General features: G+C 66.5%; 13 protein-coding genes. 5 read left to right on the top strand and 8 right to left on the bottom strand.

From position 1 onward, the window contains the following. Positions 1-9 precede the first annotated feature (9 nt). Both BZF57_RS21450 and BZF57_RS12655 read right to left on the bottom strand, forming a co-directional pair. Positions 10-147: a hypothetical protein gene (locus tag BZF57_RS21450; protein ID WP_169712967.1), complete on the bottom strand. Its 138-nt coding sequence runs from the start codon at positions 145-147 to the stop codon at positions 10-12. Between the two features lie 121 nt (positions 148-268). After that, the gene (locus BZF57_RS12655) at positions 269-1,354 is read right to left on the bottom strand and encodes a 50S ribosomal protein L11 methyltransferase (RefSeq protein WP_162291009.1); all 1,086 of its coding nucleotides are present in this window, start codon (positions 1,352-1,354) and stop codon (positions 269-271) included. A 310-nt stretch (positions 1,355-1,664) separates the two neighbouring features. Between BZF57_RS12655 and rpoB the strand changes: the two genes are divergently transcribed. The 4 genes from rpoB (at position 1,665) to BZF57_RS12635 (ending at position 12,217) form a co-directional block, all read left to right on the top strand. Then, positions 1,665-5,855 carry a DNA-directed RNA polymerase subunit beta gene (gene rpoB / locus BZF57_RS12650; RefSeq protein ID WP_086738462.1) on the top strand — a complete coding sequence of 1,397 codons (4,191 nt, stop codon included), beginning with the start codon at positions 1,665-1,667 and terminating at the stop codon, positions 5,853-5,855. Positions 5,856-5,937: 82 nt separating this feature from the next. Further along, positions 5,938-10,239 (top strand): DNA-directed RNA polymerase subunit beta', encoded by a 4,302-nt coding sequence (gene rpoC / locus BZF57_RS12645; protein ID WP_086738459.1) that lies wholly within the window; start codon positions 5,938-5,940, stop codon positions 10,237-10,239. Between the two features lie 153 nt (positions 10,240-10,392). Beyond that, the gene (locus tag BZF57_RS12640; RefSeq protein ID WP_086738455.1) at positions 10,393-10,830 is read left to right on the top strand and encodes a DNA-directed RNA polymerase subunit beta'; all 438 of its coding nucleotides are present in this window, start codon (positions 10,393-10,395) and stop codon (positions 10,828-10,830) included. 40 nt (positions 10,831-10,870) lie between these two features. Next, positions 10,871-12,217 (top strand): glutamate--tRNA ligase, encoded by a 1,347-nt coding sequence (locus BZF57_RS12635; RefSeq protein ID WP_086738451.1) that lies wholly within the window; start codon positions 10,871-10,873, stop codon positions 12,215-12,217. Here the strand turns inward: BZF57_RS12635 and BZF57_RS12630 are convergent. The 4 genes from BZF57_RS12630 to BZF57_RS12615 all read right to left on the bottom strand — a co-directional run bounded on the left by BZF57_RS12630 (position 12,214) and on the right by BZF57_RS12615 (position 19,663). Beyond that, positions 12,214-13,869, bottom strand: a complete 1,656-nt coding sequence (locus BZF57_RS12630; RefSeq protein ID WP_162291008.1) for a DUF885 family protein — start codon at positions 13,867-13,869, stop codon at positions 12,214-12,216. The genes BZF57_RS12635 and BZF57_RS12630 overlap by 4 nt on opposite strands. Positions 13,870-13,966: 97 nt before the next feature. After that, on the bottom strand, positions 13,967-14,770 hold the full coding sequence (locus tag BZF57_RS12625) for a class I mannose-6-phosphate isomerase (RefSeq protein ID WP_086738442.1): 804 nt from the start codon (positions 14,768-14,770) through the stop codon (positions 13,967-13,969). 10 nt (positions 14,771-14,780) lie between these two features. Continuing rightward, a complete protein-coding gene (locus BZF57_RS12620; protein WP_162291007.1) occupies positions 14,781-16,262 on the bottom strand; it encodes a carboxylesterase/lipase family protein in 1,482 nt (493 codons plus the stop codon). Then, a complete protein-coding gene (locus tag BZF57_RS12615) occupies positions 16,259-19,663 on the bottom strand; it encodes a glycosyl hydrolase 2 galactose-binding domain-containing protein (protein WP_086738436.1) in 3,405 nt (1,134 codons plus the stop codon). The genes BZF57_RS12620 and BZF57_RS12615 overlap by 4 nt, the downstream gene beginning before the upstream one ends. A gap of 181 nt (positions 19,664-19,844) precedes the next feature. On the opposite strand from BZF57_RS12615, the gene BZF57_RS12610 reads away from it, so the two are divergent. Continuing rightward, positions 19,845-21,086 carry an ROK family transcriptional regulator gene (locus tag BZF57_RS12610; RefSeq protein WP_086738432.1) on the top strand — a complete coding sequence of 414 codons (1,242 nt, stop codon included), beginning with the start codon at positions 19,845-19,847 and terminating at the stop codon, positions 21,084-21,086. A 6-nt stretch (positions 21,087-21,092) separates the two neighbouring features. On the opposite strand, the gene BZF57_RS12605 is transcribed toward BZF57_RS12610, so the two are convergent. After that, positions 21,093-22,037, bottom strand: coding sequence for an ROK family protein (locus BZF57_RS12605; RefSeq protein ID WP_086738429.1), 945 nt, complete (start codon positions 22,035-22,037; stop codon positions 21,093-21,095). A gap of 91 nt (positions 22,038-22,128) precedes the next feature. Continuing rightward, positions 22,129-25,314: a TonB-dependent receptor gene (locus tag BZF57_RS12600; RefSeq protein WP_086738427.1), complete on the bottom strand. Its 3,186-nt coding sequence runs from the start codon at positions 25,312-25,314 to the stop codon at positions 22,129-22,131. Between the last annotated feature and the right edge of the window lie 138 nt (positions 25,315-25,452).

Genomic DNA, 25,452 nt, shown 5'->3' with positions numbered 1-25,452 from the left:
TCCTGCAGGTCAGGCCAGCTCGGCGTGGATGATCGCCGCGGGCGTTTCGGCCTGGGCGGGCGGGACGGTGACGATCGCACCGATCGACGCGAGCGAGAGGATGAAGGCGGCACAGGCGGCGAGCGCGGTGTTGGCGAAGCGGGTCATATCGATCTCCTTAAAGCATCACATCGTGATTCGATAAGGAACCTCTACGCCTGAGTCGGCATATCGTCAATCAATAATATTGAAAAACGATATTGAGCGCGTCGTTTTCCGGTAAGACCCCTCAAGCCGCCCAGAGCGCCAGCTGGTCGGTATGGTAGAATGCGCCGATGGTGACGGGGGCTCCGGCGGCGGGAGAGATCGGGGCGTGCAGGGCATGGCATAGCGGCGTCCAGTGCGCGCCCGGCATGGTATGGGGTGCGTTTTCGTAGGCGACGCCGCTGCCGAACTCGATCCGCAGCCATTGCGCCACGACATTGGCCCTCCCGCCTTTGGCCGCGACCGTGATCTGCGCGGTGCCGGTAACGGGAAGGGGATCGGGCGAGGACCAGTCGAGCCGCAGCAGATCGGCCGGCTCGGTGCGCAGGGTGAGGGCCTCGGGCCGGTCCGAGATGAACTCGCGGGCCGGGTAGAGCGCCTCGAACCCGGACAGGTCGAAGCCCTCCGCGGCCAGCGGCCGGAACGGCGGCGGGTCGAGCTCGGCAAGCGCGACGCGCAGGGTGGCGACCTCGGGCAGGAAGACCGCGTCCGGTGCGGCAAGCTCGGCCCGGGCATGGGCGAGGGCGGGCATCACCCCCTCGCCGACGATGTCCGCGGCGAAGATCTCCGACATCACTAGCTCCGCGCCCTCTCCGCCGATCATGCTGCGGTCGAGCTTCGAGGAATGGCAGGCGTGGATCGTGATCTTGTGATCGAGGCCGTTGGCCGCAACGATCCGCCGCGCAGCCTCGGCGACGACGGGATTGGCCTCGCACGCCACCACCCGCTCCGCACCCGCGCGCGCGGCGATCATGGCGAGCAGGCCCGATCCCGTGCCGATGTCGAGCACCACCCGCCCGGGCGCGACGGCCGCGATCGCGGCGCTGTAGGCGGCGTTGCGCGGATCGTCGGCCAGCATCACCGCGTGCCAGCGCGGGACCTTGTGGCTGCGGATCATGCGGGCGATGGCGTGATAGAGCGGATTGTCCGGATGGCGGCCCAGCGTCTCGGCGATCAGCGCCTCGACCATCGCGCCCTTGTCCTGCTTCACCAGCGACAGGCCGAGCGAGAGGAAGATTTCCGGCCGGTCGAAGGTCCGTGCGCTCGCGTCGTCCGCCATTCTCTCGTATGCCCCCGTGTTCTGCCCGTTCGCAGCCAGAGGCGTCGCCATTCGCATGCTTGCGATGAAATGGGAAGCGGCCGCCCGCGCCTGCATTGACTTGGGGCCGATGGCTACCTATCTGGGCGATCCGAGTCGACCGGCTTCGAGCAATGCGCGCTACATCGCGGGTGCGTGCATACGGAAGGAAGCCCGGCTTTTCCGTGAGACGAATTCAGGCAGGCTGTACGGCTGCACCGGTTGGTGCTGCCCCGTGCAGTCGTTTTTCACGTCTCCGGCTACCCGTCCGGCACAGTGTTTTGATCGGCGTTGCGGCACGTACCAACAGCCCGCGCGCACAGGAAAGAGGCAAGACCCCTCCATGGCCACCAAGGCGAAGCCGCCCGTCACCCGCAGCCGCAAGGCGCAAGGGACCGCCAAGAAGCGCATCCGCAAGATCTTCGGTGACATCCACGAAGTCGTGCAGATGCCGAACCTGATCGAGGTTCAGCGCGAAAGCTACGAGCAGTTCCTGCGTTCGGACAAGGCCACGGGCTATGTCTCGGGCCTCGAAAAGACCCTGCGCTCGGTCTTCCCGATCCGCGACTTCGCCGGCACCGCCGAGCTCGATTTCGTGCATTACGAACTCGAAGAGCCCAAGTACGACACCACCGAGTGCCGTCAGCGCGGCATCACCTATGCCGCCCCGATGAAGGTGACCCTGCGCCTCATCGTGTTCGAGGTGGACAGCGAAACCGAAACCCGCTCGGTTCTCGATATCAAGGAGCAGGACGTCTACATGGGCGACATGCCCCTGATGACGGACAACGGCACCTTCATCATCAACGGCACCGAGCGCGTGATCGTCTCGCAGATGCACCGTTCGCCGGGCGTGCTGTTCGACCATGACCGCGGCAAGACCCACTCCTCGGGCAAGCTGCTGTTCGCTGCCCGCGTGATCCCCTACCGCGGCTCGTGGCTCGACTTCGAATTCGACGCCAAGGACATCGTCAACGTCCGCATCGACCGCAAGCGCAAGCTGCCGGTCACCGCGCTGCTGTACTCGCTCGGCCTCGATGCCGAGGATATCCTCGGCTATTTCTACAACACCGTGACCTGGGAACGCGCGAAGGACGGGTGGAAGATCCCGTTCCACGCCGAAGCCTGGCGCAACGCCAAGCCGACCTTCGCTCTGGTCGACGCCAAGACCGGCGAGGAAGTGTTCCCCGCCGGCCAGAAAATCAGCCCCCGCGCTGCCAACAAGGCGGCCAAGGATGGCCTCACCGAACTGCTGCTTCCCACCGAGGAAGTCGTCAGCCGTTATGCCGCCGCCGACATGATCGACGAGAGCACGGGCCGCATCTACGTCGAAGCCGGTGACGAGCTGACGCTCGAGCATGTCGACATCCTCGACAAGGCCGGGATCGACCAGCTGCCGCTGCTCGACATCGACGAGATCAACACCGGCCCGTGGATCCGCAACACCCTCAAGGCCGACAAGGCCGAGAACCGCGACGAGGGTCTGGAGGCGATCTACAAGGTCATGCGTCCGGGCGAACCGCCGACGAAGGAAACCGCCGAGGCGCTGTTCGAAGGCCTGTTCTTCGATGCCGAACGCTATGACCTCTCGGCCGTGGGCCGCGTGAAGCTCAACATGCGTCTGGGCCTCGAGTGCGAGGACACCGTCACCACGCTGCGCAAGGAAGATATCCTCGCGGTGGTGAAGGAGCTGGTCGGCCTCAAGGACGGCAAGGGCGAAGTCGACGACATCGACAACCTCGGCAACCGCCGCGTGCGTTCGGTGGGCGAGCTCTTGGAAAACCAGTACCGCGTCGGCCTGCTGCGCATGGAGCGCGCGGTGAAGGAGCGCATGAGCTCGGTCGACGTGTCGACCGTGATGCCGAACGACCTCATCAACGCGAAGCCTGCCGTGGCTGCGGTGCGCGAGTTCTTCGGTTCCTCGCAGCTCTCGCAGTTCATGGACCAGACCAACCCGCTCTCGGAAGTCACCCACAAGCGCCGCGTCTCGGCGCTCGGGCCGGGTGGTCTGACCCGCGAGCGCGCCGGCTTCGAAGTGCGCGACGTTCACCCGACGCACTATGGCCGCATCTGTCCGATCGAAACGCCCGAAGGCCCGAACATCGGTCTGATCAACTCGCTCGCGAGCTTCAGCCGCGTCAACAAGTACGGCTTCATCGAGACCCCCTACCGCAAGGTCATCGACGGCAAGGTCACCTCGGACGTGATCTATCTGTCGGCGATGGAAGAGCAGAAGCACACCGTCGCGCAGGCCTCGGCTGAGCTCAATGAAGACGGCAGCTTCGTCGAAGAGCTGGTCTCGGCGCGTCACAACGGCGACAACCTGATGGCTCCGCGCGAGCACATCACGCTGATGGACGTGTCGCCGAAGCAGCTCGTCTCGGTCGCGGCCTCGCTGATCCCGTTCCTCGAGAACGATGACGCCAACCGCGCGCTGATGGGCTCGAACATGCAGCGTCAGGCCGTGCCGCTCGTGAAGGCGGAAGCGCCGTGGGTCGGCACCGGCATGGAAGAAACCGTGGCGCGCGATTCCGGCGCTGCGATCGCTGCCAAGCGCGGCGGGATCGTCGACCAGGTCGACGCGACCCGTATCGTGATCCGCGCGATCGGCGATGTCGAACCCGGCCAGTCGGGCGTCGACATCTACACGCTCCAGAAGTTCCAGCGTTCGAACCAGAACACCTGCATCAACCAGCGTCCGCTGGTGAAGGTGGGTGACGTGATCGAAGCCGGCGACATCATCGCCGACGGCCCCTCGACCGATCTCGGCGAGCTGGCGCTCGGCAAGAACAGCCTCGTCGCGTTCATGCCCTGGAACGGCTACAACTACGAAGACTCGATCCTGATCAGCGAACGCATCGTGAAGGACGACGTCTTCACCTCGATCCACATCGAGGAGTTCGAAGTCATGGCCCGCGACACCAAGCTCGGGCCGGAAGACATCACCCGCGACATCCCCAACGTCGGCGAGGAAGCCCTGCGCAACCTCGACGAGGCGGGCATCGTCTATATCGGTGCGGAGGTTCACCCCGGTGACATCCTCGTAGGCAAGATCACCCCGAAGGGTGAATCTCCGATGACCCCGGAAGAAAAGCTGCTGCGCGCGATCTTCGGCGAAAAGGCGAGCGACGTGCGTGACACCTCGCTGCGTCTGCCGCCGGGCGTGGCGGGCACGGTGGTGGAAGTGCGCGTGTTCAACCGCCACGGGATCGAGATCGATGACCGTACCCGTGCGATCCAGAACGAGGAAATCGAACGCCTCCGCAAGGACGCTGCGGACGAGCGCAACATCCTCAACCGCGCGACCTACAACCGTCTCAAGGACATGCTGATCGGCCAGACCGCATCGGCAGCGCCCAAGGGGCTGAAGAAGGGCGAGGTGATCACCGAGGAGCTGCTCGAAGGTGTCGAGCGCCACGACTGGTTCAAGTTCGCGGTCGCCGATGATGGCCGTCAGGCGCAGATCGAAGCGGTGAAGAGCCAGTACGACGAAGCCGTCGCGCTGATCGATGCCAAGTTCCACGACCGCAAGGAGAAGCTGGAGCGCGGTGACGAACTCGCTCCGGGCGTGCTCAAGATGGTCAAGGTCTTCGTCGCGGTGAAGCGCAAGCTGCAGCCGGGTGACAAGATGGCCGGCCGCCACGGGAACAAGGGCGTCATCAGCCGGATCCTGCCGATCGAGGACATGCCGTTCCTCGCCGACGGGACGCATGTCGACCTCGTGCTCAACCCGCTGGGCGTGCCGTCGCGCATGAACGTCGGGCAGATCTTCGAGACGCACTTGGGCTTCGCGGCCCGCGCGCTGGGTCACGAGATCAAGGGGCTGCTGGAGGATTGGCGCGCCGCCAACCCGAACGCCGCCGAAGACTACGCCAATGTCGCGCCTCCTGCCGCCGTGCTCGATCGCCTCAAGGACATCTATGGCGAGCAATATGTCGAAGACCTCGAAAGCCGCTCGACCGCGGATATCGTGGAACTCGCCGGCAACCTCTCGGCCGGCGTGCCGATGGGGACCCCGGTGTTCGACGGCGCGCGTGAAGCCGACGTTTCGGACATGCTGGTCAAGGCGGGGATCGATTCCTCGGGCCAGTCGGTCCTCTATGACGGCCGCACCGGCGAGGCGTTCGACCGCAAGGTGACCGTGGGCATCATCTACATGCTGAAGCTCCACCACCTCGTCGACGACAAGATCCACGCGCGTTCGATCGGCCCCTACTCGCTCGTCACCCAGCAGCCGCTGGGCGGCAAGGCGCAGTTCGGCGGCCAGCGTTTCGGGGAAATGGAGGTCTGGGCGCTCCAGGCCTACGGCGCGGCCTACACCTTGCAGGAAATGCTGACGGTGAAGTCCGACGACGTGGTCGGCCGCACCAAGGTCTACGAAGCGATCGTCAAGGGCGACGACACCTTCGAGGCCGGCATTCCGGAGAGCTTCAACGTGCTCGTGAAGGAAATGCGCAGCCTCGGCCTCAACGTCGAGCTGAAGTCGATCCTCGACGAGGACGACGACGGCGAGATGCTGGAGGCAGCGGAGTAAGGGGCGCGGGGGGCGCCAAGACAATCGGGCGCTCCCCCGCCACCGCCGCACACGAATTTCATCCCCCTAAGGGAACACAGTCATGAACGACCTGACCAAATTCACCAACCAGCTGGCGAAGCCCGAAACCTTCGACCAGATCCAGATCGGCATCGCCTCGCCGGAGCGCATCCGCTCGTGGTCCTATGGCGAGATCAAGAAGCCCGAGACGATCAACTACCGCACCTTCAAGCCGGAGCGTGACGGGCTGTTCTGCGCGCGCATCTTCGGCCCCGTGAAGGACTACGAGTGCCTGTGCGGCAAGTACAAGCGCATGAAGTACAAGGGCGTCGTCTGCGAAAAGTGCGGCGTCGAAGTCACGGTGACCAAGGTCCGCCGCGAGCGCATGGGCCACATCGAACTGGCCGCGCCGGTCGCGCACATCTGGTTCCTGAAGTCGCTGCCCTCGCGCATCGGCCTGCTGCTCGACATGCAGCTCAAGCAGCTCGAGCGCGTGCTCTACTTCGAAAGCTACATCGTCACCGAGCCGGGCCTGACCCCGCTCGAGAAGTACCAGCTTCTCACTGAAGACGAGCTGCTCGAAGCGCAGGACGAGTACGGCGAAGACGCCTTCACCGCCGACATCGGCGCGGAAGCCGTGCGCACCATGCTGATGCAGCTCGACCTCGAGGCCGAGCGCGATGCGCTGATGGACGAGCTCGCCACCACCAAGTCGGCGCTCAAGCCCAAGAAGATCATCAAGCGCCTCAAGGTCGTCGAAAGCTTCATCGAATCCGGCAACCGCCCGGAATGGATGATCCTCGAAGTGATCCCGGTCATTCCGCCCGAACTGCGCCCGCTGGTGCCGCTCGATGGTGGCCGCTTCGCGACTTCGGACCTCAACGACCTCTACCGTCGTGTGATCAACCGTAACAACCGTCTGAAGCGCCTGATCGAACTGCGCGCGCCGGACATCATCGTGCGCAACGAAAAGCGCATGCTGCAGGAAGCCGTGGACGCGCTGTTCGACAACGGCCGCCGCGGCCGCGTCATCACGGGTGCCAACAAGCGTCCGCTGAAGTCGCTCTCCGACATGCTCAAGGGCAAGCAGGGCCGCTTCCGCCAGAACCTGCTCGGCAAGCGCGTCGACTATTCGGGCCGTTCAGTGATCGTGACCGGTCCGGAACTGAAGCTGCACCAGTGCGGCCTGCCGAAGAAGATGGCGCTCGAGCTGTTCAAGCCGTTCATCTACGCCCGTCTGGATGCCAAGGGTCTGTCGATGACCCTCAAGCAGGCCAAGAAGTGGGTCGAGAAGGAGCGCAAGGAAGTCTGGGACATCCTTGACGAGGTGATCCGCGAGCACCCGGTTCTGCTGAACCGCGCGCCGACGCTGCACCGTCTGGGCATCCAGGCCTTCGAGCCGGTGCTGATCGAAGGCAAGGCGATCCAGCTGCACCCGCTGGTCTGCTCGGCCTTCAACGCCGACTTCGACGGTGACCAGATGGCGGTCCACGTGCCGCTGTCGCTGGAAGCCCAGCTCGAGGCGCGCGTGCTGATGATGTCGACCAACAACATCCTCTCGCCCGCCAACGGCAAGCCGATCATCGTGCCTTCGCAGGACATGGTTTTGGGGATCTACTACCTCTCGATGGAGCGGCAGGAGAAGCACCCCGAATTCATCGAAGAGAAGGACGGCACCAAGATCGAGAAGCTGCCGCGCTTTGCCGACATGGCCGAAGTGCATCAGGCGCTCGAGGCGAAGGCCGTCACGCTCCACACCCGCATCATCGCCCGCGTTCCGCAGGCCGACGAGAACGGCGTGGTGTCGATGAAGCGCTTCGTCACGACCCCGGGCCGCATGCTGATCGGCGAGTGCCTGCCGAAGAACCACAAGGTGCCTTTCGACATCATCAACCGCCTGCTCACCAAGCGCGAGATCGGCGACGTGATCGACCAAGTGTACCGTCACACCGGTCAGAAGGACACGGTGCTGTTCGCCGACGCCATCATGGCGCTGGGCTTCCGCCACGCGTTCAAGGCCGGTATCTCCTTCGGCAAGGATGACATGATCATCCCCGACGCGAAGGAAAAGCTGGTCGAGGAGACCAAGGAACTGGTTGCCGGTTACGAGCAGCAGTACCAGGACGGTCTCATCACCCAGCAGGAAAAGTACAACAAGGTGATCGACGCCTGGTCGAAGTGCGGTGACATGGTCGCCGACGCGATGATGGCCGAGATCAAGGCGCAGCCGATCGACAGCGAGACGGGCAAGGAAGCCCAGATCAACTCGATCTACATGATGAGCCACTCCGGGGCGCGTGGTAGCCCGGCGCAGATGAAGCAGCTCGCCGGGATGCGCGGCCTGATGGCCAAGCCTTCGGGCGAGATCATCGAGACCCCGATCATCTCGAACTTCAAGGAAGGTCTGACCGTTCTTGAATACTTCAACTCGACCCACGGTGCTCGCAAGGGCCTCGCGGACACCGCGCTGAAGACCGCGAACTCGGGTTACCTGACCCGCCGTCTGGTCGACGTGTCGCAGGATTGCGTCATCGTCGAGGAAGATTGCGGCACGCAGAACGCGCTCGAAATGCGCGCGATCGTGCAGGGCGGTTCGGTGATCGCCTCGCTCGGCGAGCGTATTCTCGGCCGCACGGTCGCGGAAGACATCGTCAACGCGGCGACCGGCGAAGTCATCGTTCCGGCGGGCACCCTGCTCGACGAAGCGATGGTCAAGGCGATCGAGGCGGCGGAAGTCCAGTCGGCCAAGATCCGCTCTCCGCTGATCTGCGAAGCCGAACAGGGCGTGTGCGCGACCTGCTACGGCCGTGACCTTGCCCGCGGGACTCCGGTAAACATCGGTGAAGCGGTCGGCGTCATCGCCGCGCAGTCGATCGGCGAGCCCGGCACCCAGCTGACGATGCGGACCTTCCACATCGGCGGCGCGGCGCAGCTCAACGAAACCTCGCACCTCGAGGCGATTTCGGAAGGCCGCGTCGAATACCGCGACATGCCGACCATCACCGACAAGCAGGGCCGCATCCTCAGCCTCGCCCGCAACGGCGAGCTGGCCGTGATCGACGCCGAAGGGCGCGAGCGCGAGATGCACAAGGTGCCTTACGGGACGGTGCTGAAGTTCAAGGATGGCGATCAGGTCAAGATCGGCGATCGTCTCGCCGAGTGGGACCCGTTCACCCTGCCGATCATCACCGAACAGTCGGGCGTGGTGAAGTATCAGGATCTGGCCGAGGGCATCACGCTCGAGGAACAGATGGATGATGCCACCGGCATCGCGCAGCGCGTGGTGACCGAGAACCGCGCGACGGGCCGCAAGAAGAAGGAAGATCTGCGTCCGCGGCTCACCCTGCTGGCGGAAGGCAGCGGCGAGACCGAAGCGGCGCGCTACATGCTCGCTCCGGGCACGACGCTGTCGGTCGAGGATGGCCAAACGGTCGAAGCGGGCGACATTCTCGCCCGTGCGAGCCGCGAAGCCGCCAAGACCCGCGACATCACCGGCGGTCTGCCGCGCGTGGCCGAGCTGTTCGAGGCGCGTATGCCCAAGGACGTCTCGGTCATCGCCAAGATCTCCGGCCGGATCGAATTCGTTCGCGAATACAAGGCGAAGCGCAAGATCGCGATCATCCCCGAGGAGGGTGAACCCGTCGAGTACCTGATCCCCAAGACCAAGGTGATCGACGTGCAGGAAGGCGACTACGTGAAGAAGGGTGATACCCTGATTTCCGGCTCGCCCAACCCGCACGACATCCTCGAGGTCATGGGTGTCGAGGCGCTGGCCGAGTACCTCGTCGACGAGATCCAGGAAGTCTATCGCTTGCAGGGCGTGAAGATCAACGACAAGCACATCGAGGTGATCGTTCGCCAGATGCTGCAGAAGGTCGAGATCACCGACGGCGGGGACACCACCTTGCTGCCGGGCGAGCAGGTCGATCTGGCCGAGATGCTCGAAATCAACGCCAAGCTGCCCAAGGGCAAGCAGGGCGCATCGGGCAACCCGGTGCTGCTCGGCATCACCAAGGCCTCGCTCCAGACCCGCTCGTTCATCTCGGCGGCCTCGTTCCAGGAAACCACCCGCGTGCTGACGCAGGCGGCGGTCGAAGGGAAGAAGGACACCCTGATCGGTCTGAAGGAAAACGTGATCGTCGGCCGTCTCATCCCCGCCGGTACCGGCGCGGGCATGAACCGTCTGCGCGTCACCGCCAACAGCCGCGATGCGGCGCTGAAGGCGGCGTGGAAGAAGCAGCAGGAAGCCCTGTCGGCTTCGGGCCAGCGCGAAGTCGAACCGGCTGCAGACGCGATCGGTTCGGAAGAGAAGATGAAGGCCGCGATGGCCGCGATGGCGGCTTCGGCCCCGGCGGCCGAGATCGAGGACGACGGCGAGGAGTAAGCTCCCCGCCTCGCCCTTCCGGCGACGACAAGGCCCCGCTGGAGCGTCTGCTCCGGCGGGGCTTTTGTTTGTTCGGATACCGCATTTACGCTATTGCAAATCACTCGCAACTAGATAGGTTGAGCGCAGTTCCACCAACCGCTGCGAGTTGCCATGCCTCATCCGATTCCCACCGACGCCGCCCGCCAGACGATCGCCGCGCTGGCCGCCCCGCTCCGGGTCGAGCGACTGGGGCCGATCGCCGGGCGCTTCGTCCACGCGCTCCGCCTCATCGCCCTGCACGAGCGGGCGGGGCGCGATCCGGTGCCGGAGCTGGCGAACCGGCTCGGCAGCGTCGATGTCGCCGCCAAGGCGCTGATCCTCGCCCATTCCATTGCCGCGACCTGGCCCGAGAACATCCACGTCTCGCGCTTCTGTTGCCGGTTGCTGAGCCATGACGAAGCGACCATCGGCGCCTTCGTCGATGCGGCGGCGGAGGGCGATCGCCCGGGCTTCGAGGCGGCGCTCGAAGGGCTTGTCCGGGCCGACCGCGCGCACCGCCTATGGGAGAGCGCGCTGGCGCTTGCCGCTGCGGAAATCCGCGGGCTGTGAGCGCTTGCGGGCGGGCCTCGCGCGCTTTACCGCGCGTGGCATGACCATCACCCGCTTTGCCCCATCGCCCACCGGCCGGCTGCATGTCGGCAACATCCGCACCGCACTCCACAACTGGATGCTCGCGCGGCAAGCGGGCGGGACCTTCATCCTGCGGATCGACGACACCGATGCTGCGCGCAGCCGCGAGGACTATGTCGAGGCGATCCGCGCGGACCTTACCTGGTTGGGGCTCGATTGTGACCGTGAGGAGCGCCAGTCGGCGCGGCTCGAGCGTTACGAAGCGGCCTTCGCAGCGCTGCGGGCGGCGGGGCGGATCTACCCGTGCTACGAGACCGCGCAGGAGCTCGACGTCAAGCGCAAGATCGCTCTGGGCCGCGGCCTCCCGCCGATCTACGACCGCGCGGCGCTGAAACTGACCGAGGCCGAGCGCGCCGCGCAGGAGGCGGCAGGCAACGCCCCCCACTGGCGCTTCCTGCTCGATCACGCCGAACCCATCGCATGGGAGGACGGCATCCGCGGCACGCAGAAGTTCGACGCCGCGCAGCTCTCCGACCCCGTCATCCGCCGCGCCGACGGATCGTGGCTCTATATGATGCCGAGCGCGGTCGACGACATCGACATGGGCGTCACGCAGGTCCTGCGCGGCGAAGACCACGTGTCCAACACTGCCGTGCAAATCCAGATATTTACCGCACTTTATGCTGCAGACTTTGCTGCAGCAAAACCGCTCCCCGCCTTCGCCCACGAGGCGCTGCTGGTGGGCCGCGAGGGCAAGCTTTCGAAGCGCCTCGGATCGCTCGGCTGCGATGCCTTCCGCGAGCGCGGGATCGAGCCGGAGGCGATCATCGCGCTGCTGGCGCGGCTGGGCACCTCGCGGCCGGTCGAGCCTGTTGCCGACCGTGCCGCGCTGACCGCCAGCTTCGATCTGTCGACCTTCGGCCGTGCGCCTGCGAAGTTCGACGAGGAAGATCTGGAGCGCCTCAGTGCCGGTATCGTCCATCAGCTGCCGTTCGAGGCTGTCGCCGCGCGCCTGCCCGAAGGCATGGACGCGGCGGGCTGGCATGCGGTGCGCCCGAACCTTGCGCATATCGGCGAGGCGGCGGACTGGTGGAGGCTGGTGACCGGGCCGGTCGAACAGCCCGCTTTCTCCGACGAGGACAAGGCCTTCCTCGCTCAGGCCGCGCAGGCGCTGGCATGGGGCGATGATCCGTGGGGCGCGCTTACCGCAACGCTCAAGGAGGCCACTGGCCGCAAGGGCCGCGCGCTGTTCCTGCCGCTGCGTCAGGCCCTCACCGGCATGGACCACGGCCCCGATATGGGCGAGCTGCTCCCGCTGATCGGCGAGGCCGAGGCCCGCGCCCGCCTGAGCCGCGCTGCGGCCTAGTTCGCGGGCGGGATCGGCGGCGTGTTCCAGAACAGCGCCACCTCGTCGTCCGCGCCGGTCATCTCGTAACGCACCAGCGCGATCGGCAGGCGCCCCGCGGCGAGAAACTGGTCGTGGAACTCGCGCAAGGAGAAGGCATCGCCCAGCTGGGTCGCGCGGTCGGCGAGCAGCGCGTCCATCTGCATCTTGCCGATGGTATAGGCGATCCCGTAGCCCGGCGGGCGGCGCAGGTAGATCTCCGCATCGACCCGCGCGACGTCCTCGTCGAGCCACGGCGTGCGCTGGCGCATGAATTCGACCGCCTCGCTCACGCTCGAACGGTTCTGCTGCATGGCGATGTCGGCTGGCACCCGCACGGCGCGGAATATGCCGAACAGCGCGATGAACTCGTCGGCGCGCGGTTCATGGCGGGTCGCTCCGGCCAGCGTCAGCGCATCTTCCAGATAGGTCGCCCATCCCTCGGCGCGCCCGCCGTCACTGTAGGTGCTGCGGATCGGGCGGGTGTCGCGCTCGGCCAGCACCGCGTCGAAACGGTGGCCGGGGATCACCGCGTGGAGGTGATCGGGGATCGGATCGCGGAACTGGATCTGCTCCCAGAAATTGGGCCCGCCCGGCCGCTCGATATAGGGCGTGTTGCTGCCGAGATCGCCGACGTCGTCGGGGACGGTGACGATCTCTTCGTCCTTCAGGAACTGGCGCACGCGGGCGTCTGTGGCGGCGATCTTCCCGGCTTGCTCCGCCGCGCTCTGTGACAGGGTAAGCGCGGGCAGATTGCGGTTGCGGTGGCGCAGCAGCGCCAGCGAGGCGCGCGTCCTTTCGTATTCGCGCTCGGCCAGCACCTGCATTTCGGCGGCTGTCAGCGGGATCATGCGGACGTGGCGGATGTACCAGTCATAGCGGGCCGCGCCCACGCCGCCCGGTGCGGTCATCTGCGGGCGTCCGGCGCGCAGCCAGTCGCGGAAGGCCACCAGCGCATCGCGTGCGGCGGTGACATCGGCGACGAGATCGGGGCGCGTCTTGCGGCTGCGGGTGAGCAGGTCTTCATACCATCCGATGATCCCGGCAGGCGGGACGGCGCGATAGGGATGGTAGTGGTTCACCCCGTCGGAGTTGTCGAGATTGTGGAGCGCAAGGTCGGCGAAGTCCCCCGCGACTTCGGTGAGGTTGCCCTTGGCCGAGGACAGCAGCGGCGGCACCGCGCGCAGCCGCTCGCGCAGCTTGGCGATGGCCGCTTCGTCCCCTGTCACTTCGGTGAAGGCGACCGCCATCAGCGGATCGAGGTAGAAGCCCGGATCGCGCTTCCACGGGCGGAGCACTTCGAGGTTGAAGCGGTAGCCGTTGAGCACCGACTTCACCGCCAGATAATCGACCTGCTGCGCGCGCGGCCATGCGGCGACGGGGAGCGCCGCGAGGGCGTTCTCGAACCGGTCGAGCCCTGCGAGCTTCTGCGCCATCACGGCGTCGGAATAGACATCCCCGATCCGCGCGCCGGAATCGAGCACGACGCCCGCGGTGAAGCCCGGCAGCATGTAGTCCCGCAATTCGCGGTCGAGCGCGACGAGGCGGTCATGGTCGGCGGGCGCGGCGTCCTCGGCCCGCAGCGGCGCAGCGAGGGCTAGGACGAAACCCAGAAACACCAGAAGATACCGCATCGCCGCCCCCATTTGCTGTCCACCGACAGGCGGGGATTGAGACCGACAGCCCCGCGCCTGTCAAGCCGCCCGGGGCAGGGCGCGGCGGTGCGGCGCATCAGCCATCCGTGGGGGCGAGGGCGACCAGAACGGCGGCATCCGCGCTGGCGGCGAGCGCGGTGCGGTCGGGCAGATAGAGGCACTCGCCCACACCCGCGCTGGTGCCTGCGGCCTCGACGGTGCCGGACAGCGGCACGACCCACAGCCCGGCAAAGCGCGTGGTCCAGTCCGCAATCGCTTCGCCGCGCAAGTGCCACAGGTCGAAATGCGGGCCTTCGACGAGATGCTGCGACCGGGCGGAGTTCAGCCGTCCTGTCCGCGCATCGGCATAGGGCCGCGCGCGCGAGACGGCGATACCGGCATCGAGGTGAAGCTCGCGCGGGCGGCCGTAATCGTAGAGGCGATAGGTGACGTCGGCGTTCTGCTGCACCTCGACCAGCGTCACGCCCGCGCCGATCGCATGGACGGTTCCGGCCGGGATGTAGAAATAGTCGCCCGCGCACACAGGCTTCCAGTCCATCATCCCCTCGATCTCGCCATTGAGCGCCGCGCGGCGCAGCGTTTCCGCATCGAGGGCGACCCGCGTCCCGATGCCCAGCACAGCGCCGGGCTCGGCCGCGACGACCACCCAGCATTCCTCCTTGCCCGAGACAAAGCCATGCGCGCGGCCCTGCGTGTCGTTCGGGTGAACCTGGATCGAGAGGCGCTCGGAGGTGAACAGCCATTTGACCAGCAGCGGAAGCGGGCGTTCAGCGGCGTCGAACCAGACCTCTCCGATCCGGCGATCCGCGGCATCGGTGAAGATGCCGGGCAGGTCGGTGCGCCCCCAGGGCTTTTCGACCAGCATCGTCTCGAGTTTCATCGCGGCGCTCCTAGATTTCTGACACGAGGTCGCAGGGCCGCGCGCGCAGATTGCGGCGCATGGCGAGGCCTTGCGGCTCCATCGCCAGATATGCCCCGCGCGCGAACCGCCCCCAGCGTGGCATTCCGCGTCCGTTGGGGTCGCCCGCCTTCGCGAAGTTGGTCCAGTAGTTCTGGATCAGGGGGGAGGGAGTTGTTGGCCCCAGCGGAAGGCGGTCAAGGATATAGGGAATCTCGGCCGCGTGGGCGGTAAGGGTTGATGGGTCAGCGCCGCGCGGCGGGACGTCGAATTCGTAGCGCCAGACCGGCCAGCCCTGCCGCGTCAGAAGCTGCGCGAGGTTGCCGGCCGGGCAGCGGAACACGACGTCGGTCTCCATCCGCGCCTCCATCGGGCCGAGGCGGGGATCGGGGCCGGCGGCGTCCTCGGCGTGGTAGAAGGCGAGCGCGGCAGCGGCCTTGTCGCCGAACCAGTGAGCGGCATAGGCGGCGACATCGATGGTGCCCGGGGGAGGGCCGAATTCGAAACGGTTGGTGCCGATGATGACGGGGCGGGGCGGCGCCTCGTCCAGCAAGGCGCGCGGATCACGCGGCAGCACGCGGCCATCGATGGTGGTGCGCAGCCACATGAAGTCCTGGTTCCACAAGGCAGCATCGCGCAGCTTGAGGTCGGCCGCCAGCAGCGCCGGGGCGGGGGTGTTGCGCAGCTCGGGGAGGCTGCCGCCGAGCTGGTCGCCGATGGCGAAGGCCTCGCCAAGCGGTCGGGGCGGCATGCCGAAGCCGGGTGTGCCGCTTTGCAGGATCGCTTTGCGGAATAGCCCGCGAGCTTCCGGCGCTGCGAGCAGGAGCGAGACGTCCTGGCTGCCCGCGCTCTCGCCGAAGATGGTGACATTGGCCGGATCGCCCCCGAACCGCGCGATGTGGTCCCTGATCCAGCGCAGCGCTGCGATCTGGTCCATCAGCCCGTAATTGCCGCTCGCGCCGTCCTGTTCGGCAGCGAGATCGCGGCGGGCGAGGAAGCCGAAGATGCCGAGCCGGTACTGGATGGCGACGAGCACCACGCCAGAATCGGTGATGCGGCTCGACACCGTCCCGCCCGAGCCGCCCGCGCGGTTGGAGCCGCCGTGAATCCAGACCATCACCGGCAGGCGTTCGCCGGGCTTGGCGGGCGTGCGGATGTCGAGAGTCAGGCAGTCTTCCGAGGCGAAGAGATGGTTGGCGCGGTTCCAGCCGTAATCGTTCTGCAGGCAGGCGGGCGCGGGTTTGTCGGCGGCGCGCACGCCGTTCCACGGGACCACCGGAGCGGGCGGGCGCCAGCGCAGCGCGCCGAGCGGAGGCGCGGCGAAGGGGATGCCTTCGAAGATGCGGGTGCGCCCGTCGGCGTCGCTCCGCCCCTGCACCTGCCCGCCCGTTACCGTGACAGGCTCGGGCGCAGGCTCCGCGGCGGCAGGCAGCGCCGCGAGCGCGAACGCGAGGGGCGCGAGCCGGAGCCTCACTTTACGCGCACGCGGGCTTCGGCGACGTTCCAGCCGCGCAGGGTGATCTGCGGCGGATCGGTGCGGGTGGCGGGGTAGCGGATCGTGATCGTGCGCGTCTCGCCCGGCATCAGCGAGGCGTAGTTGTCGCTGTAGAAGGCGGGCAGGATGCGCTCGCCCCTCGCATCGACCAGCGTCACCTTCGCAGCCAGCGCAGGTGTGGCCGATGCGTTGCGCAGCGTGACGCTGACGACCTTGTCTTCGCCATCGACCTTCGGCTTCGAAAGGCTCGCCGCTAGCGCCACCGAGGGCATCGCGCCGAGCGCCTGATAGGCCGCCTCGTCCTTCCCGCGCCAATAGAAGTTCTCGCTCACCAGCGTCCCCGCAGCATCGCGCAGTTCGAGCTTCACCAGCACCATCGGGTTTGCCGCGAAGAAATCGGCGAGCGGGACGGGAGCAAGGTTCGCCACACGGTTGGCGGCGGCCGAGAGCGCATCGGTACGGGCGAACAGGGTCTTGCCCGCAAGGTCGGTCACGCGGACGGAGGCCGTCAGGCCCGCGCGGTCCTCGCGGGTCGAATTGATCACCGCCAGCCCGTCGTCGGGCAGGTTGAGCTGGATATGCAGCGGCTCGGCCGCCTTGCGCGCGCCGTAATAGGCGGCGTGGGTGTCATAGTCCCAGCTGTAGATCTGCCACGCGTTCGATGGCCATGCGGGGTGCGTCATCCACAGCAGACGCCCGGTGTTCTTGGTCCACAGATGCGCGTTCAGCCCCTCGTACATCGCCTTGTGCGTTTCGAGGTTCATCATCTGCGCCTTGCGCTCGAAATCGGGCAGGCTCGTGCCCGGCCCGAACATGCGGGCGAGCGTCTCCATGAAGGTCTTGGTGTCGCCGTTCCCGGCAAAGTGCCAGTCGTGATAGGCGAGCGTGTCCGACAGCGGCCACTGGTCGGGTGCGGGGGTGTAGGAGCGGATCGATTCCAGTGTCGAGAGCGAGGGCGTGCCGGTCTCGACCGAGAAGCCGGTGGCAAGGTTGGTGAAATATCCCTCGGGCGCGCGGTAGTTGTAGGGGCCGGAATACTGGAGGTTCACGACGTTCGAGCTGCCGTTGAACCAGCGGGTGCCGTCGAGCCGGAAGACCAGATCGTCGAGCCCCTCGTTCAATTGCGGATAGGGCACGCCCTCGTTGCGGCCGAACCACAGGATGATCGAGGGGTGGTTCCGGTAGCGTGCGATGGTGTCCGCCGCGTTGGCGAGGAACAGCTGCGGGTCCTGCGGTTCGACCTGGAAGTTCTGGGTCGATTGCCAGAAATCGTTGAGCACCATCAGCCCGTTCTCGTCGGCCAGATCGTAGAATTCGGGTTCGGTGTTGGTGCCCATCCAGTTGCGGATGATGTTCATGTTCGCCTCGCGCTGGAGGCGGAAATAGGGCTCCAACCGCGCGCGAGAGATGCGCTTCATGGCATCGTCCATCCCCCAGTTGCCGCCGCGCGCGGCGATGCGTACGCCGTTGACGCGGATCGCGAGGTGCGGCTCGGGGATGGTGTAATCGGTGACGGGGGTGACGGCGGGGGAGGCCTCGCCCGCCTTGGTGAGCGAGGCGGCCCAGCCGGTCGGGCTTTCCTTGATCGCCTCGTGCGTCACATCGATCAGCTTGGTGCCCGCGAGCCCGCCATCGGTGGTCTGCACCTCGACCCGGGCAAGCTTGCCGGCGCTGTCGAACAGGCCGAGGTCGTAGCTCACCTCGCGGATGCCGAAGCGCACGTCGCGCCGGTCGGAGACCTTGCCGTCGGCCGAAACGGCGATGCTGGCGGTGTGCAGCGTCGGCTTGCCATAGCCGTTGGGCCACCACAGCTCGGGGTTGCGCACGGTCAGCGCCGCGTCGGTGCGGGGCGAGAATTCGACGAGAGTGGTGGAGCGGGGTGCCGCGACGACTTCACGCTGAAGCTGCGCGCCGGCGATGCTCACCGTTACCCTCGTGCGTACCTGGGCGGCGCTGCGGTTGGCCACCGGCACGCGGACATAGAGGTCCGCGCTGTCGATCCGCGGCAGGGGAAGATCGGTGATGATCTGCGGGTCACCGATCTCCACAGCATTGGTCGCGATCAGTTCGACGTTCTGCCACAGGCCGGTGTTGCGGTCCCGGATCGCGGGGATCCAGTCCCAGCCCTCGGTCGCGACGAAAGTCGGCCCGTCGATCGCGAGCTGGCCGCCATTCTCGCCGACCCCGCCCTTGATCGATTGCTCGTGCGGCGTGCCCGGGTGCGGTGGCGGGTTGACCCTGATCGCGACGACATTGCGGCCCGCGACCGGCGTGAAGGCGAACTGGCCGCGGATGAAGGCGCCCGTGGTGCCGCCGACCGCCTTGCCATTGATCCAGACCTCGGAGGAATAGTTGACCCCGTTGAAGCGGATCTGGGTCAGCTTGCCCGCAGCCTCGGCGGGTACCTCGAAGCTGGTGCGGTACCAGTAGCTCTGCCGCGCCAGCTTTTCCGGGATGGCGAGGTTGTTGAGCGCGTAATAGGGGTCGGGATAGACGCCCCGATCGACGAGGGTCTGGAGCACGGTGCCCGGCACGGTGGCCTTGTACCACCCGGTGACGGTGCCGCCGGGTGCCGAAAGCTGCGCGCCTTCGCCGCCCGCCTTGTCGGCCTCGATCATCTCCCAGCCGTTGATCTGCCAGCGCCCCGCGCCGGTCGGGACGAGCGCCGGCTGCGCGGGCACCGGCTTGGCGACGGGCGCGGTCGCGGGGACGCTCGATTGCGGCAGGGTCCAGGGATCCTGCGGGCGCCAAAGCCCGGTGTTGGCGCGGTTCTGCCATTCCCAGCCCTGTCCGACCTTCCACATATGGACGAGATCGAAAGCGGGCCGCGCGGCATGGGCGGCGGTCACCTCGGCGGCGCTCCAGGCGGCCTCGTCCAGCTTCAGCCCGACGAGATCGCCGCCGAAGTGGGGCTTGCCGGATACCGGCGGTGCTACCGCGATACGTCCGGCAGCGGCCGCAGCCGACGCCTTGCCGGCGGCAACGGGCTTCCCGTTCACGTAGAGCGTCGCAGTCTGCCCGTCGAAGGTGACGGCGAGATAGGCCCATTGGCCAGCCGCAAGGGCATCATTCGCGGCAATCGCGGCCTCGCCCATCCGGAACACGGGGCGTCCGCCCTCGAGGGCGAGGCAGCGGCAGGTCTCGGGAGAATCGCCGACCGCGAGGATCGTGCCGTCGCGGGTGTCGGGGTTCACCCAACCGGAGATGGTGAAGGAGGCGTTGGCGGCCAGAACCGGCGATTGCAGCGGGCGCGAGACGCCGACGCCGCCTTCAAGAATGCTGACGTTGTAGGGCCCGCCGTTCTCCGGCGTGGCAGCCCCGAGTGCGGCGGAGCCGGCAAGTATGGCGACCAGCGCGACGCCGCCTGCGATCTTGTGCATGTCTGTCCCTCTCCACCGGGTGCTCCCTTTCCGAGGCCCCGCGATGGACAGACTATCCGCGGGAAAAAATAAAGCAAACAAATTTCTTTAATAATCACACCGCGAAACAGGATAGACAACGCGAGGCCTTGCGCCGATTCGCGGGATCGATGGTGCGCCGGCTGCTGCTGAGGACTGGACAATGCCTGAACCAACCCAGACTGCGGTCCGCCTGTCTGGAACCAATCTCGAGCGTGCTGCGGATCACAACCAGCGCATCACGCTGCACGCCATCCGGGTTCAGGGAACCACCACGCGGGTCGAGCTGGCCCGCCTCACCGGGCTTACGGCCCCCGCCATCGCCAACATCACCAAGCGCCTGATCGCCGATGATCTGGTGCACGAGGCCGGGCAGGTGCGGCAGGGGCGGGGCCAGCCCGCGATCAAGCTGAAGCTCAACCCCGACGCCTGCTTCGCGATCGGAGTCAATATCGACCGCGATCACATCGCCATCGCGATCGTGAACTTCCTCGGGGAGACGGTTGCGCGGCGAGCGGTGGAGATCGATTTCTCGCTGCCCGACGATGTCCGCGCCTTCTATCGTACCACAGTGAAGGATCTGGTCGAACAGGCCGGTATCGACGTGCGCCGCCTCGTCGGGATCGGTGTCGCCACGCCCGACGATCTGGGGTCAATCGAGCTCGCTGGACGTCCGCAGGATTACTCGACCTGGGACCAGACCGACATCGCCAGCCTGTTTGCCGAGCCCTATGCGCTGCCGGTGTTCATCGAGAACGACGCGGCAGCGGCGGCGATGGGCGAACAGCAGCTTGGCAGCGGACGGCACCATTCGAGCGCGTTCTACATGCTGATTTCGTGGGGTCTGGGCGGCGGCTTCTTCGCCGACGGCACCTATGTGCGCGGCGCTGCGGGCCGCAGCGGCGAGATCGGCTTCCTCAATTGCCGCGCCGATGACGGCACGGTCGAGCCGGTGCAGCAGTGGGTGTCGCTCTCGGGCCTGTCGACCCTTCTGCAAGCGCGCGGGCTTGGCCTTGGCGAGCTCTTCGCGTCCGAGCACAGTCCCGCCTTCGAGGAGGCGTTCGATGTGTGGGTGGAAGGCGCCGCGCGGCGGCTGCTCGATCCCATGATCGCGGTGAACTGCCTGCTCAACCCGGCCGCGATCCTGATCGGCGGGCGGCTGCCGCTACGGTTCCTCGAGCGCCTGGAGCGCAGGCTCAACGCCTATCTCGCAGAGCATGCCGCGCATATCCCGGGACTGGCGCCGATCCGTCTGGCGGAGCTGGCCGAGGACGCGCCCACCGTCGGTGCGGCGATCCTGCCGCTCAGCCATTATCTGCTCCCGCAGGCGGCGACCTTGTGGAAGCAGGATGAGGGCAGCGAGCCCGAACTGGAAAGCGCCGGCACCTGGATGCAGCGCGCCTGAGCGCGGCTATTCGGCGGCGACCGTGAGAGCGGGCGCGGCAGCGGCGGCTTCCGCCTCGATCCCGAGCATGATTGCGCCCAGCGGGCCGGCCTGACCGCCCAACTCCGGCTCGACGATATACGGCCGCCCCTCGGGCAGGCTGATGTAGCCCGCAAGGCTCGCTTTCAGACGCGCCTCGATCCGCGGCACCAGATGCGGCTGGCGGTTGATGACGCCGCCACCGAAGGCGATGCGCTGCGGCGCGGTCGAGCAGACCATGTTGTGGCATAGCGATGCGAGGGCATCGACGACGATGTCCCAGACCGGATGATCGGGCGCGACCCCGGCGAGGTGCTCCGCGCCCATCCGCGCCTTGATCGCAGAGCCGGAGGCGAGGCCTTCGACGCAATTGTCGTGGAAGGCGCAGACACTCGGAAAGGTGTCTCCCGCCATGCGCGGCACCAGCATGTGGCCCAGTTCGCCATGCGCCAGCCCGCGCGTGGCCCTGCCGTTGACGATCAGGCCCACGCCGACACCCGTACCGACGGTGACATAGGCGAAATCGGTAAACCCGCGCCCGCTCCCCCAGGCCACCTCGGCAAAGGCGGCCGCGTTGACGTCGGTATCGAAGCCGCAGGGCACGGGGAATTCGCAGGACAGCTCGCCCAGCACGTCCACCCCGCTCCAGCCGGGCTTGTTGGTGGCGAGGATATGCCCGTAATCGGCCGCGCGCGGATCGAGACGGATCGGGCCGAAGCTGCCGATGCCGAGCGAGCGGAAGCCGTGGCGTGACCACCAGCCGCGCAGGATCGCCTTGAGGCTGCCGAGGGTCGTGTCCGGATCGGTGGTCTCGACGGTCGCTTGCTCGATGACGAGCCCCGGGCCGAGCGCGAGGGTGCAGATGCATTTGGTCCCCCCCAGCTCGACGCCGGCCACAGGCAAACGATCCGGGACAACGTCAGGCTTGCTCACGAAGGGGGTTCTTTCTGCCGGGGAGGGCTTTGGTATTCCGCAGCGGGGAGGCGGGGGGAGCGCAGCAGCGTCCCGCCCGCCTTGTGCCGCATCAGAACGAGAGTCGGACCGTGAACGCGTAGCGGCGGTCGGTGATGAAGGCACCGCGCTTGGCGATCACCAACCGGTCTCCGTCCGCATAGAGCGCAAAGCTGGTCCGTGTGACTTCGTTCAGCAGGTTGTTGGCCTGAAGGCCGATCTTGATGTTGTCGTTGAACGAATAGAACAGCGATCCGTCCAGCTGGCCCGTCGGCTCCGAGAAGACCGGGAGGAACGGGAAGCAGCAGTCGCGGGTGCTGAGCAGGTAGCGCGAACGCCACGAGTAGGCGAGGCGGGCGTAGAGGCCGCCCTTCTCGTAGAAGCCTGCGAGGTTGATGTTGTGACGCGAAAGCTGCGGCAGCGGGAGCAGACCGTAGATCTCGTTCACTTCGCCCGGCGGACGCGCGCCGTCACCCGCGCCGTTGGCCGGCGTGCTGGTCGGAATCCGGCCCGGATCGATCCAGGTATAGGACGCCTGCATCCCGAGCCCCGAGAGCACCCCCGGCAGGAAGTCGTAGGTCTGCTGGTAGGCGAGCTCGAAGCCCTTGATCGACGATTTCTTGTCGGTGTTCGCCGGGCCGTTCAGCACCACATCGAAGGTCTGGCCGTTGTTGGTGGCCGAGATGATGCCCTGCCCGTTGTTGTCGATGACGTTCGACAGCCGCTTGTAGAACAGCGACGCGGTCAGCGAGCCGACGGTGTCGAAGTACCATTCGCTGGTGAGATCGAACTGGGTCGCCTCGGTCGGCTTCAGGTACGGGTTGCGCGAATTCGAGGTGAAGACGAGGTCGTTGGCCTGGTTGACCGTGGCATTGACCCCGATGAAGGCGCGCAGGTTCTCGAAGTTCGGCCGCGAGATCGCCTTCGAGGCGGCGAAGCGGAACTGCAGCTCGTCATTCGCCTGGAAGCGGATGTTGAGGCTGGGCAGCCAGTTGCCGAACTGGTTGCGCGCCGCCAGCGGTTCGCTCGCGCCATTGGCGAAGGCGAGGACGTTGGCCTGTTCGGTCGGCGAGAGGCGGCAGACCGGCGGGATCGGATCATTCGGCCCGCGCGGCGCGGCGCAATAGGCCGCCACGGTCGGGAAGGTCGAAGGCAGGATCTGGTTGCGCAAGGGCGCGGTCAACGATCCGAACGAGACCCCCAGCGTATCGACATAGCGCACGCCGATGTTGCCATCGATGAAGGAATCCCCGCCCTTGTCGGTCGAGAAGTCGAGCCGGACATAGCCCGCCATCGTCCGCTCGGAATTGCGGAACACTTCATTGGGGCAGAAGTAGGTGTTCACCGTGGCGCAGGCGCGGTCCTCGATCGGCTGGTAGTTGCCCGTGGCCCGCGCGGTGATGGTGCGCAGCAGCTCCTGCGTGGATTCGTAGTTCTCCGCGATATTGCCCTTGAGGAAAACCGCGCCCGGAGGCTGGGTCGATTCCCCGCGGAAGAAGTTGTTGAACTGGAACACCTCGTAGAGCGACGGATCGATTGTCGCATAGGTCTGCGCGCCGTTCGGGAAGGTCCACGTCTCGGACGGTGCGCCCCAGTTGTTGTAGTTGTTGTTGCGCACGACCTGATCGCGGTCGGCGTAGCGCGCGCCGACCCGGACGCGGCGCAGGAAGCTGTCGTCGCTCAGGTCATATTCGGCATCCGCACGGAAGGCCCATTCCTCACCGTCGTTGTCGTCACGGTCGGTGAAGGCGTCGCGGAAGTAGAGGCTGTTGGGGTTGGCGAAATAGGCCTCGGCGGTCGGCGTGGTGCCGTTCGGCAGGCGGCCGATGCTGAAGCCGATCTGCGGGATCTTGCCCGAATTGTCGATCGACACGTTGGACCAGGTCGCCGTGTCGATGATCTGGTCGACCTCCTTCGCGCGGGCCTTGATGTACTGCGCATCGAACGACAGGCGCAGGCGATCGCTCGCCTTGAACTTGATTTCGAGGCTGTGGTCGTCGGTGCGATAGTCGGTCAGGAAGCCGCGGTTCGACTGGGTCGTGAAGATCCCGCCTTCCTGGAAGTTGGGCAGGGGATCGGTCCAGTTGCCGCCGCTCCAACCGCCGTGGAAGCCGCCGGGGCGGGTGATGTTGCCGCTGACGAAGACGCCGTTCTCGTCGAAGGTGTAGCTGGTACCGGCCGCCGGGAAGGTGGCGTTGACGTCCGGATACCACACGTTCGGTTCGATCGTGTGTTCGGTCCAGCTGTTCTTGCCCTGGGTGCGCAGAAACGCAGCGGTCGCGATCAGACGGTCGTCGGCGGTCGCGAACTGCGCCGATGCCGCTAGGCCGATGCGCTCGCGGTCGAAGTCCTGGGTGCGCACGCCGCCGCCCGTCGGGGCGTAGCAGGTGGTGAGGCCCGCGCCGCAGTTGAATGTGTCGGTGACGGTCGAGGCATAGGGCGAGCCCGCGTTGAAGGTGCGGGTCCCGTTGAAGCGCTCGAACGGCGAGGCGATGAAGGCCGAATCGACTTTGGAATAGAGCTTCGACCAGGTCGCCGAGGCGAGGAAGCCGATGCGCGCGCCGCTCGGCAAATCCCACTGGTTGCTGTAGACGCCGGTGAAGTTCGGGGCCCAGCGCTCGGCAAGATCGCCGTAGTTGGCTTCACCCGAGATGTAGATCAGCTGCTTGCTCGAATCGAACGGGCGGCGGGTGTTGATGCTGGTGGTGCCCGAAATGCCGCCTTCGATCATGTCGGCGGTGAGGTTCTTGAACACCTCGATCGAGCCGACCAGTTCGGGGGCGATGTCGTTGTAGCTGATTTCGCGGCCGCCGCTGACCGAGAAGGTGTCGCGGCCGTTGAACAGGCCCTTCACGTAGTTGAGGCCGCGGATGGTGACGCCCGAGCCTTCGACCGAGAAGTGCTGCGAATCTTCGGCTGCCGCATAGCGGGTGATCGCGACGCCCGGGACGCGCTGGAGCGCTTCGTTGACCGAGCGGTCGGGGAGCGCGCCGATGTCTTCGGCCGAAAGCGCGTCGACGACGGTGTCGGAGCGCTGCTTGATCGACTGCGCAGTCTCGAGACTGGCGCGGAAGCCGGTGACGATGATGTTGCCTTCATCCGTTGTCGTGGTTTCCGGCTGCGCCTCGTCGGCCTCGCCATCCTGCGTCGCGCTCTGTGCCAGGGCGGCTTGCGAGCCGAGTGCCAGCACCGCCAGCGAAACGCCGCAGGCGAGGTGCTTCAAACTGGTATGCGCAACGGAAAAGCGCCTGTCGGCCATCGTGATTCTCCCCTCTTGCCCGGCTTGTTTTGGCCGGTTTCTGTCCTCTGGCCCCACCTCCGGCGGGTTCGCCCAGTGCCTTTAAGAACCACAAGCCTGCCCGAATGACAAGTTAAAAAAATTTGCTTATTTTATTCA

Origin of the sequence: Erythrobacter colymbi, assembly GCF_002155685.1 — a bacterium.
Taxonomy (GTDB): Bacteria; Pseudomonadota; Alphaproteobacteria; order Sphingomonadales; family Sphingomonadaceae; genus Erythrobacter; species Erythrobacter colymbi.
This window is presented reverse-complemented; position numbering and strand designations above follow the sequence as displayed.